At 66.5% G+C, this 9,231-nt stretch carries 16 protein-coding genes; 14 read left to right on the top strand and 2 right to left on the bottom strand.

Features of this window, described 5'->3' with window-relative positions; genetic code table 11:
* Positions 1 to 439 precede the first annotated feature (439 nt).
* From AC1DVM_RS21495 to AC1DVM_RS21515, 5 genes are all read left to right on the top strand, one after another.
* A complete protein-coding gene (locus tag AC1DVM_RS21495) occupies positions 440 to 640 on the top strand; it encodes a hypothetical protein (protein ID WP_477257884.1) in 201 nt (66 codons plus the stop codon).
* Complete coding sequence (locus AC1DVM_RS21500; protein ID WP_477257886.1) at positions 637 to 819, top strand: hypothetical protein; 183 nt, start codon at positions 637 to 639, stop codon at positions 817 to 819. The genes AC1DVM_RS21495 and AC1DVM_RS21500 overlap by 4 nt, the downstream gene beginning before the upstream one ends.
* On the top strand, positions 819 to 1,355 hold the full coding sequence (locus AC1DVM_RS21505; protein WP_477257888.1) for an HK97 family phage prohead protease: 537 nt from the start codon (positions 819 to 821) through the stop codon (positions 1,353 to 1,355). The genes AC1DVM_RS21500 and AC1DVM_RS21505 overlap by 1 nt, the downstream gene beginning before the upstream one ends.
* Positions 1,356 to 1,446: 91 nt before the next feature.
* Positions 1,447 to 1,644, top strand: coding sequence for a hypothetical protein (locus AC1DVM_RS21510; RefSeq protein WP_477257890.1), 198 nt, complete (start codon positions 1,447 to 1,449; stop codon positions 1,642 to 1,644).
* 74 nt (positions 1,645 to 1,718) lie between these two features.
* Positions 1,719 to 2,957: a phage major capsid protein gene (locus AC1DVM_RS21515; RefSeq protein ID WP_477257892.1), complete on the top strand. Its 1,239-nt coding sequence runs from the start codon at positions 1,719 to 1,721 to the stop codon at positions 2,955 to 2,957.
* Positions 2,958 to 2,978: 21 nt separating this feature from the next.
* Here the strand turns inward: AC1DVM_RS21515 and AC1DVM_RS21520 are convergent, their stop codons facing one another.
* Positions 2,979 to 3,779, bottom strand: coding sequence for a S1 family peptidase (locus AC1DVM_RS21520; protein WP_477257894.1), 801 nt, complete (start codon positions 3,777 to 3,779; stop codon positions 2,979 to 2,981).
* An 88-nt stretch (positions 3,780 to 3,867) separates the two neighbouring features.
* Positions 3,868 to 4,620, bottom strand: coding sequence for a S1 family peptidase (locus AC1DVM_RS21525; RefSeq protein WP_477257896.1), 753 nt, complete (start codon positions 4,618 to 4,620; stop codon positions 3,868 to 3,870).
* Positions 4,621 to 4,641: 21 nt separating this feature from the next.
* Here AC1DVM_RS21525 and AC1DVM_RS21530 point away from each other — a divergent pair, with 21 nt between their 5' ends.
* From AC1DVM_RS21530 to AC1DVM_RS21570, 9 genes are all read left to right on the top strand, one after another.
* Positions 4,642 to 5,202, top strand: a complete 561-nt coding sequence (locus AC1DVM_RS21530; RefSeq protein WP_477257898.1) for a head-tail connector protein — start codon at positions 4,642 to 4,644, stop codon at positions 5,200 to 5,202.
* Positions 5,203 to 5,222: 20 nt separating this feature from the next.
* Positions 5,223 to 5,558 (top strand): phage head closure protein, encoded by a 336-nt coding sequence (locus AC1DVM_RS21535; RefSeq protein ID WP_477257900.1) that lies wholly within the window; start codon positions 5,223 to 5,225, stop codon positions 5,556 to 5,558.
* Positions 5,555 to 5,965, top strand: coding sequence for a DUF3168 domain-containing protein (locus AC1DVM_RS21540; RefSeq protein WP_477257902.1), 411 nt, complete (start codon positions 5,555 to 5,557; stop codon positions 5,963 to 5,965). The genes AC1DVM_RS21535 and AC1DVM_RS21540 overlap by 4 nt, the downstream gene beginning before the upstream one ends.
* Positions 5,966 to 6,006: 41 nt before the next feature.
* The gene (locus tag AC1DVM_RS21545; RefSeq protein WP_477257904.1) at positions 6,007 to 6,417 is read left to right on the top strand and encodes a phage major tail protein, TP901-1 family; all 411 of its coding nucleotides are present in this window, start codon (positions 6,007 to 6,009) and stop codon (positions 6,415 to 6,417) included.
* Positions 6,418 to 6,428: 11 nt separating this feature from the next.
* Positions 6,429 to 6,794 carry a gene transfer agent family protein gene (locus AC1DVM_RS21550; RefSeq protein WP_477257906.1) on the top strand — a complete coding sequence of 122 codons (366 nt, stop codon included), beginning with the start codon at positions 6,429 to 6,431 and terminating at the stop codon, positions 6,792 to 6,794.
* On the top strand, positions 6,791 to 7,006 hold the full coding sequence (locus tag AC1DVM_RS21555; protein ID WP_477257915.1) for a rcc01693 family protein: 216 nt from the start codon (positions 6,791 to 6,793) through the stop codon (positions 7,004 to 7,006). Before AC1DVM_RS21550 ends, AC1DVM_RS21555 begins: the two co-directional genes overlap by 4 nt.
* A 184-nt stretch (positions 7,007 to 7,190) precedes the next feature.
* Positions 7,191 to 7,559, top strand: coding sequence for a hypothetical protein (locus AC1DVM_RS21560; protein WP_477257908.1), 369 nt, complete (start codon positions 7,191 to 7,193; stop codon positions 7,557 to 7,559).
* An 85-nt stretch (positions 7,560 to 7,644) separates the two neighbouring features.
* Complete coding sequence (locus AC1DVM_RS21565) at positions 7,645 to 8,352, top strand: phage tail tape measure protein (protein WP_477257910.1); 708 nt, start codon at positions 7,645 to 7,647, stop codon at positions 8,350 to 8,352.
* 100 nt (positions 8,353 to 8,452) lie between these two features.
* Positions 8,453 to 9,088 carry a phage distal tail protein, Rcc01695 family gene (locus AC1DVM_RS21570; protein WP_477257913.1) on the top strand — a complete coding sequence of 212 codons (636 nt, stop codon included), beginning with the start codon at positions 8,453 to 8,455 and terminating at the stop codon, positions 9,086 to 9,088.
* Positions 9,089 to 9,231: the final 143 nt, after the last annotated feature.

Below are 9,231 nucleotides of genomic sequence, written 5' to 3' on the forward strand. Positions count from 1 at the left end.
GGGGAGGGAAGGCGCTCGTTCAGCCCGGGGTTTGAATTGATCGAACGCGTGATGGTGCGCCGGCTCCCGCAATGCCGAACCGCAATCACCGCCGCTTTCCCTCCCCCTTGTGGGGAGGGCCRGGGTGGGGGTGGATCGACCGGGCGAGGCGGCAACGAGGATCAAGCTCGTATCAGCGCGTCGTGAAGCCTCCCCGGTTCTGCTCCGACACCCCCACCCCCACCCTCGATCCCTCCCTGCGAGGGGGGAGGGAAGGCGCGTGTCCGAAAGGGTGTTTCGCCCGGTTCAACGCTTGCGAACCGCGCGTCGAACGGCCTCCCCTCATCGCAAGCGAGCGGGAAGGTGCTCGCTCACCCAGGCCCTCTTCGCTGCGCGCCTGAGACTCTTCCGCCCCTCCGCAACCCACCTTCGAACGAGGTCCAACTGCAAGGAACAAAACATGAACACACTCGATCAGTTCGTCGAGGCTGTCATCAGCCGGGGCGATCTGGCTCATCTGGTTCTGTTCGCCTGGGCGATCGGAGCCTCCGCGTTGCTGGCCATGACTCTGCGCGATCTGCTCGCGGCGAACCGGCGGTTCGATGAGTTCGTGCGCGAGCTGTCCGTCTTCAACCGCCGACAAAAGAGAGGTCCGCGATGACATCACCGGCGCCGCGCCCCGCGCGCGTCCAAAAGGCGATCCGAAAAACCCCCGCAACCCGAAAGCCGAGGCCCGCGCGTGTCCATGACCGCGCGACGCTGATCTTCCGGGATTTCGTCCGCCAGCTCGAGAAACTCGACACGCGGCCGCGGCGGGGAATCCGCGAGGGAACGGGTTGATGGGCTTTCACGCTGCGCCGCCGCGGGAGGTCAAACTCGTCGCCGAGCCCCTGAGAACACTCGAACCGGACGGCGTTTTCGAGGGCTATGCGAGCCTGTTCGGCGTCGCCGATCTCGGCAAGGATGTGGTGATGCCCGGCGCCTTCGCGGAGAGTTTGGCCACGCGCGGCACCGGCAATATCCGGCTGCTCTGGCAGCACGATCCCGCCGAGCCCGTGGGCCGCTGGCTCTCCATCGCGGAGGATCGGCGGGGATTGCATGTGCGTGGAAAGCTCAACCTCGCGGTCGGGCGGGCTCGCGACATCCACGCCCTCATGCGGGACGGCGGCGTCGATGGCCTGTCGATCGGCTTTCGCGTCGAGAGGGCGCGGGCCGAGCGGCCCACCGGCCTTCGGCGGCTGGAGAAACTCGACCTGTGGGAGATCTCCATCGTGACGTTTCCGATGCTTCCGGGCGCGCGCGTCGACACCGTCAAGCAATCTCCGATTCCGCTCGCGGATACGATCCGCCGGACCGCTACGCGGCTCTTCACCTGAACCCGGCCTGTCGAGCCGCGTTGTCGCAGACCGGCGGCACGGCGGACGCCCCGGGTCGGCCCGTGTCATCGTCCGCGATCGGAGACCCATCATGAAGACCTTCGCCTTCCTCGCCCTCGTGGCGCTCGCCGCGGCGGGTTGCACCACCACCCAGGAACGTGTCGGCGGCGCGGCCGTCGGCGCGGGCGTCGGTTCGGTCGCCGGACCCGTCGGCGCGGTGGCGGGCGCCGGCGTCGGCGCGATCACGGGACCCGGCGTCTCGCGAACGGTCAGACGTGCCACGCGCTGACGCACCAGTCACCTGCCAGAAACCCCAACCCGCCATCCGGCGGGTTTTTTTATGCCTCCAACCCATTGAGCATCATGATCCCAGTTGTTGAAACCAAAGCCAGCTCGCACGATGTCGCCTCCGCGTTCGAGGATTTCGCCCGCGCCTTCGAGGCGTTCAAGGACACCAACGATACCCGTCTTGGCGAGATCGAAACGCGGCTCACCAGCGATGTGGTGACGGACGAAAAACTCACCCGCATCGACGCGGCGCTCGACGATGCGAAGAAGCGTCTCGACCGTTATGCGCTCGATCGCTCCCGTCCGCCGCTCGGCACGCCGGGCGATGCGCCTCGCGATCCGGCGCAGGCCGAACACAAGACGGCCTTTCACGCCTATATGCGGTCGGGCGAGGCCACCGGCCTGAAACGGCTCGAGGAAAAAGCGTTGTCGGCCGGCTCGGGTCCCGATGGCGGCTACCTGGTGCCGGAAACCGTCGAGCGCGAAGTGCTGCAGCGGCTCTCCGCCGTGTCGCCGATCCGCGCCATCTCATCGGTGCGGGTGATCTCCGGCGGCCAGTACAAGCGCGCCTTCTCCACCACGGGCCCCGCCTCCGGCTGGGTCGGCGAAACGGCGGCGCGGCCCGAGACCACGGCGCCGAAACTCGCCGAGATGAGCTTCCCCGCCATGGAGCTCTACGCCATGCCCGCCGCCACGCAGACGCTCCTCGACGACAGCGTGGTCGATATCGACCGCTGGATCGCCGACGAGGTGGAAGCGGCCTTCGCCGAACAGGAAAGCGCGGCCTTCGTCCATGGCGACGGCGTCAACAAGCCCAAGGGCTTCCTGTCCGTGCCGACGGTCGAGGACGAGATCTGGGAATGGGGTCGCCTCGGCACGGTGCAGACCGGCGGCGCGACCTTTCCGGCGAGCTCCCCGTCCGACGTGCTGGTGGAGTTGATCTACGCGCTGAAGGCCGGCTACCGCCAGAACGCGTCCTTCGTGATGAACCGCAAGACGCAAAGCGCCATCCGCAAATTCAAGGATGCGCAGGGGCAGTATCTCTGGGCGCCGCCCGCAAGCCTCGGCCAGGCCGCGACGCTGATGGGCTTCCCGGTGGTGGAAGCGGAGGACATGCCGGACATCGCGCTGAACGCAAAACCCGTCGCCTTCGGCGATTTCAAGCGCGGCTACCTGGTGGTCGACCGGGCGGGTTTGCGCATTCTGCGCGATCCGTATTCGGCCAAGCCCTATGTGTTGTTCTACACCACCAAGCGCGTCGGCGGGGGAGTGCAAGATTACGCGGCCATCAAGCTGTTGAACTTCGCCGCGTGAACGACAGCGGGCGTGGTCGAGTTAGCGCCTCGACCACGTTCCTTCCGGGCCGGTGAGCTTGCGGGTCGCACTCGTGACCCATGCCAGGTGATCGGCGAGCGGCGTGATGGCGGTCATGCCGCCGCAGAGGCTTGCGCCGCCGGGAGGCCGCATGGGGCCGCTCGACCAGCTGATKATGCCCGACAGGCGGTGATCCGACGGGGGGCCGGTGAAAACCGGTCCGCCCGAATCCCCGTGGCAGGCGCCTGCGCCCGAAGTCTCGGCGCGCCGGCGTGGATCGACGGCGATCTGCACGGAGTTTGCCGCCTCCACGGTGCCGTTTGCGACGAGCGCCGCTTCGCGCAACGTCCGCGCCGTGCCTTTGCGTTTTTCGGCGAGCAGCCCGAAGCCCGCGACGGTGACGCGATCGTCATCCGTGATGGCGGTCGCCAGGCGCGGGTCATAGGGCACGAAGTCGGACCCCAGGGGCCGTTCGAGTTTCAGAAGCGCCAGATCGACGCCGGGCTGCGTCCGCGGCGTCGTTCCGGGGATGAAGGCCGGATGAGCCAGGACCGCCACCACGTTCAGGGCCTGCGTCCTGAACGCGCGATTGACCGACACGATGCGATAGGACGCTTGGTCCGTCACGCAATGGGCTGCGGTGAGGACGATATCCTGGGCGACGAGAACGCCGGAGCACAATTCCCCGACCGAGTTTTCCACCGCGACGACGCCGCGGCGCACGCCGTTCGCATCGCGCGACGACGTTCCCTGCAGCACCGCTTCGGCCGGGGAGACGAGGGCGGCGAGGGCCAGGATAGTGAGACAAAAACGTGCGCGCATTTCACATCAAAAAATCGGGGCGATTCCCTTGGGCGATTCCTTTGGGCAAGCTCAGACCATGTTCCGCGCGAAGGCGGAAGTCCACCGCCTAATTGCCGCTCCAGCGCGCCGCTCGTTGCCAGCCGCCGACCACCCGGTCGATCCAGGCGCGTTGCGCGCCCACGAGGATGCCCTGGGTGAGGCCGCCGCAGCGCGCGGCTTTCGCGCCCGTGGACCAGCTCGTGATGGCGACTACTTCGCCACCGACCGCGATGGGTCCGCCTGAATCGCCCTGGCAGGCGCCGACCGCGCCCTTGCCGTCGAGCCAGAGGAGGATCTGGCTCGGACCGTAGGGCTCGATCACGGTGAGGGCGGCGGCGCGGAATGTGCCGGTGGTCTTCGCCTCGCCTTCGCGCGAAAGGCCGTAGCCCGACACCGTCACGGGCGCGCCTTTCATCGGCCTGTCGCTTGCCAGCGTCGCAGAGGTGAATCGCGCGGGGAGGGGGGCGGGCAGCCTGAGAAGCGCCAGATCGATGGAGCGCGTGCGCTTCTCGATCGCCTTCGCGTCGAAGCCTGGGTGCACCGCCTTCGCGGCAGGCACGATCAGCACCGGCTCGCCATCGGACCCGCGAAAATGCACCCGGTGCTGATCCGCGCCGGTGACGCAGTGGGCCGCGGTCAAGAGCACGTCCGGCGCCACCACCACGGCGCTGCACACGCCGCCATTCGAACTCAGCACCATCACGCTGGCCCGCGACAGAGGTCCTTCCTCGTCGGCCCCGCCCACGATGGCCTGCGCGGTCGGGATGCCCGCGAGGGCGAGGCTTCCCGTGAGCGCAAGGCGCCAAAGCCGTTTGATCATCACATAAGGATTCCTGTTCCGATGTTTCCGATACAAGTCGAGGGCCCCGCCGTCGAGCCCATATCGCTGCCCGAGATGAAAGCCCATCTGCGTGTCGACGACGTTGGGGAGGACGAACTCATCGCCGGCCTGGTCAAGGCCGCCCGGATGATGGTGGAGGCCGCGGCGCGCCGGGTGCTCATCGCGCAGAAATGGCAATTGATGTCGCACGATTGGCCGGCGACACGCTCCCTCGTTCTGCCCCTCTCGCCCCTGATCGCGGTGGTTGCGGTGGAGGTGTTCGACGCGGCCGGGATCGCAACGGCGCTGCCGACCGATTCCATCGAGGTCGACAGCTTCGAGGATCCGCCGCGTGTAAATTTCGTGTCGGTGCCGCAGCCGGGACGGTCCCGGCACGGCATCGCCATCGCGTTTCGCGCCGGCTATGGCCCCGCCGCCGAGGATGTGCCCGCGCCCTTGCGCCTGGCGGTGAAGATGATCGTGGCGCGCTGGTTCGAAAACCGCGGCGACATCGCGGCGGAGCCATCGCTTCCCGGCGAGGCGGTGGCGCTGATCGCGCCGTTTCAACGGCCGCGCCTGTAATTTCAACTGAGTCATGTCCGATGAAAACCAGATCACAGCCCATCGGTGCGCGCGCGCGTCGCTTCGTCCTCGAATTGCCGCAGGAGCGCCCGGACGGATTCGGCGGCGTGCTCCGCTCCTACGCGTCCGGCCCGCAGGTCTGGGGCGCGATGGAGATGCTGTCGGCCGATGAGCGCGTTCGCGCGGACCGGCCGGAGCAGGCGCTCACCCATCGCATCACCCTTCGCTATCGCGAGGGCGTGACAGGCGCCATGCGATTGACGCTGGGCCTGCGGCGCTTCGCCATTCGCGCCACATCCGATCCCGATGGATCGCGGCGCGATCTCGTCTGTCTCGTGGAAGAGGTGCGCGCATGACGAGCCCCATCCTGGCCTTGCGCCGCGCCATCCTCGATCGCGCCGCCATCGATGCCGAATTGCTCGGATTGATGGGCGGCGCCTTGCGTCTCTACGACGAGCCGCCGCGCGCGGCGCCTGCGATCTACGCGCTCTTCGGAGATGTGAAGGCCTCCGATTGGTCGACCGATTTCGACCGCGGCCACGAGCAGGATATCGCCATCGTCGTCTGGGCGGAGCGCGGAAGCGCGCGCGATGCGCTTTCGGCCGCCGAGCGTCTGTCCGACATCCTCGACGATGCGCCGCTGACGCTCGACGGACATCGTCTCGTCAACCTGCGCGTCACAGAAATCGCGTCCGCGCGCGACCGCGACAGCCAGCTCATTCGCGCCACGTTGCGCCTGCGCGCCGTGACGGAAGTTTTCTGACTTTTTCGCACGCCGCTTCCTGGAATCGAAAGGACATTCATATGCCGGCACAAAAGGCCAAGGACCTGCTCATCAAGATCAGCGACGGCGCCTCGGGCTTCGTCACCGTGGCGGGTCTTCGCACGCGCCAGGTGGCGTTCAACGCCGAGACCGTCGACGTGACGAATTCGGAATCCGCCGGACGATGGCGCGAATTGCTCGCCGGCGTCGGCGTGCGCCGCGCCGGCATCACCGGGTCCGGCGTGTTCAAGGACGAGACCTCCGACGCGCGGATGCGCCAGGTCTTCTTCGACGGCGAGGCGCTGGGTTATCAGATCGTCATCCCGGATTTCGGCCGCATCGAAGGGTCGTTCCTCATCACCACGCTGGAATATCGCGGCGACCATGCGGGCGAGGTGACCTTCGAGATGTCGCTGGAATCGGCAGGCGCGCTCACCTTCGCGGCGTTGTAGGGAGACCGGCGATGGCCAATACACGACGAGGCGAAGTGTCGCTTCATATGGGTGCGGAACGCTACACGCTGTGCCTGACGCTCGGCGCCCTCGCAGAGCTCGAGGATGCGTTCGGCGTGCAGGATCTGAATGCGCTCACCGAGCGCTTCGGCACCGGGCGCCTGTCGAGCCGCGATCTCCTGACGATCCTGGGACTGGGGCTTCGTGGCGGCGGTCATGCGATCAGCGACCGGGAGGCGGCAAACCTCGCGCTGACCGACGGCATCGAACCGGTGGCGCAGGCGATCGTGGCGCTTCTGGTGAACACCTTCGGGGCGCAAGGCTCGGATGCTACGCGAGCGCTCCCGCCAAACCCTCCGCCGCCGCAGAACGCCTGAGCGCGCGCGATGCCTTCTCGCCCGAGCCCTTCCCATGGGAAGACGCGATGGCGTTGGGCCTCGGCGTTTTGCGGTGGAACCCCAATGAATTCTGGAGCGCCACGCCGCGCGAACTCATCGCCGCCTGGCACGCGCTCACCGGCCAGCGGAATCTTTCGCCCGCCGGACGAGACGATCTCCAACGGCTGATGGCGGCGTTTCCGGATGGGTGAAGGCGGGAGGAGCGCCGGCTCTCCAGATGCAAACTTGCCGGATCCTTTAAGACGTCGCTTGCGGGCTCCTGAGGATGAGGTGTGGGCATACTCCCACATTCCTCATGCTGAGGAGGGCGAAGCCCGTCTCGACGAGCGCAGAGCTCGCTCGATCATGCTCTAGGGAAGACCTTTGTGGAGAGAAATGCCGTTGCGCTTGATGCATTCGAATTTCCGTTCGTCCCGCAATTCGCCGCGCCTGCGCGATTCCGGCAGGTCGGCGATTGCGGCTTCGAACTCCTCGGTGCAAAGCTTGCGGATTGCGTTCCATCGCTCCACCGGCAATCTTGCATACCCGACATACGTCGCTCCCTTGAGTTCATTGTGGGTGGCTATCGAGTTTGTCAGCGGTTCCCAAGAATTTTACTCCTTTGGATTCAAGACAAAGAATGTAGATTCTTCTGAAATCCTCACCTGCACCACCACGAATCCGAAGTGGGGCAACGGCTTTCTCCGCTTCAAACTGGCATGCTTTATCAACGAGTTCCCATTGCTGCTCGGACAGCTTACCTGAATCAAAAACCATGTCGGGTTTCCGAGCCGTCTGCACGCAGGCGCTCAGGAGCGTTGTAAACCCAACAATCTGGAGAAACTGCACAATGGCCGATAGGGGAAAACCCGGTGATTTGGGTGACGATCCGCTCACCGAAGACCGCAAACGCCATTTCAACACGCTCATCGGCCTCTCCGATCAGTTTGGTAACTCTCTTACATCAGCCTTCGCCAAAAACATCGCCGAGGGCAAGAAGTTTGACGATGTGCTGAAGTCGGTGCGGCGGTCTCTTGTGGAAACCGGGCTTAAGATGGCCCTGGCGCCGCTGCAGATCGGGTTGAGCCAGAGCATGAAGGAGCTCTCGACCGGCCTGATGGGAACCCGCTCGGCCGACGACACGGGGGGATTGCTCGGCGGCCTCGTCAAGGGGATCGGGTCGATCTTCGGCTCGCTCTTCGGCGGCGGAAGCGGCAATGCGCCGGCGGCCGGGCCGCCCATGCCCGGTTTCGCCAATGGCGGCGTTTTCTCGCGCGGCCAGGTGATGCCGTTCGCGCAAGGGGGCGTGGTCAGCGCGCCGAGCTATTTTCCGCTCGGGCGCGGGCTTGGCGTCATGGGTGAGAAAGGCGCCGAGGCGGTGATGCCGCTGGCGCGCGGGCCGGATGGACGCCTCGGCGTGCGCTCCGGCGGCGGCGGACGGCCCCTGTCGGTGACGGTGAATGTGTCGACGCCGGACGCGGAGAGTTTCCGCCGCTCCGAAGCGCAGGTCTCGGCGGCGCTCGCGCGCGCCGTGGCGCGGGGCCAGCGCGGCATGTAGCGCCCCGGCGATCGCCGGAGATTACTCGGGCTTTTTCAAACGGCCAACGCGCCGCGCCGCCTTTTTTCGTTCACGACGCTTTCTTTCACAAGGGTCTTTCATGGCATCCGATTTTCACGAGGTGCGGTTTCCGCTCGATGTCAGCCTCGGCAGCCGGGGCGGCCCCGTGCGGCGCACCGATATCGTCACGCTGTCCTCCGGCCGCGAGCACCGCAACAGCCGCTGGGCGCATTCGCGCCGGCGCTACGATGCGGGCTTGGGCGTGCGCAGCATCGATGCGCTGCATAGCGTCATCGCATTCTTCGAGGAGCGGCGCGGACGCCTCATCGGTTTCCGCTTCCGCGACCGCACCGATTGGCGCTCGGGCGCTCCCTCTCAGGAGCCGACGCCGCTCGACCAGGGCATCGGCACCGGCGACGGCGCGACGCTTTCCTTCCCGCTAACGAAAACCTACGGCGCATCCCATGCGCCCTATCGGCGGCTCATCGCGAAGCCCGTCGGCACCACCGTGCGCGTCGCCCTCAACGGCGTCGAACAAGCGACGGGGTCGGCCTTCGTGTGCGATCCGACGACCGGCATCGTGACCTTCGCGAGCGCGCCGGCAGCAGGCGCCGTCGTCACGGCGGGCTACGCCTTCGACGTGCCGGTTCGCTTCGACACCGACGAACTCGACATCGATCTCTCGGCCTTCGACGCGGGAGCGATTCCGCAGATCCCGCTGGTGGAGGTTTTGTGAGGGAAGGGCGAATGGGGAGTGGCGAATGGCGAATGGTGAAGGGGTTAAAGGGTTAAAGGGTGAAAGGGTGAGCGGGAACCACCCCCCCAGCCATGACGCGCCGTCTTCTTTCCATTCCCCATTCGCCATTCGCCATTCGCCCC

The organism is Microvirga sp. P4_A5 (genome assembly GCF_056402495.1).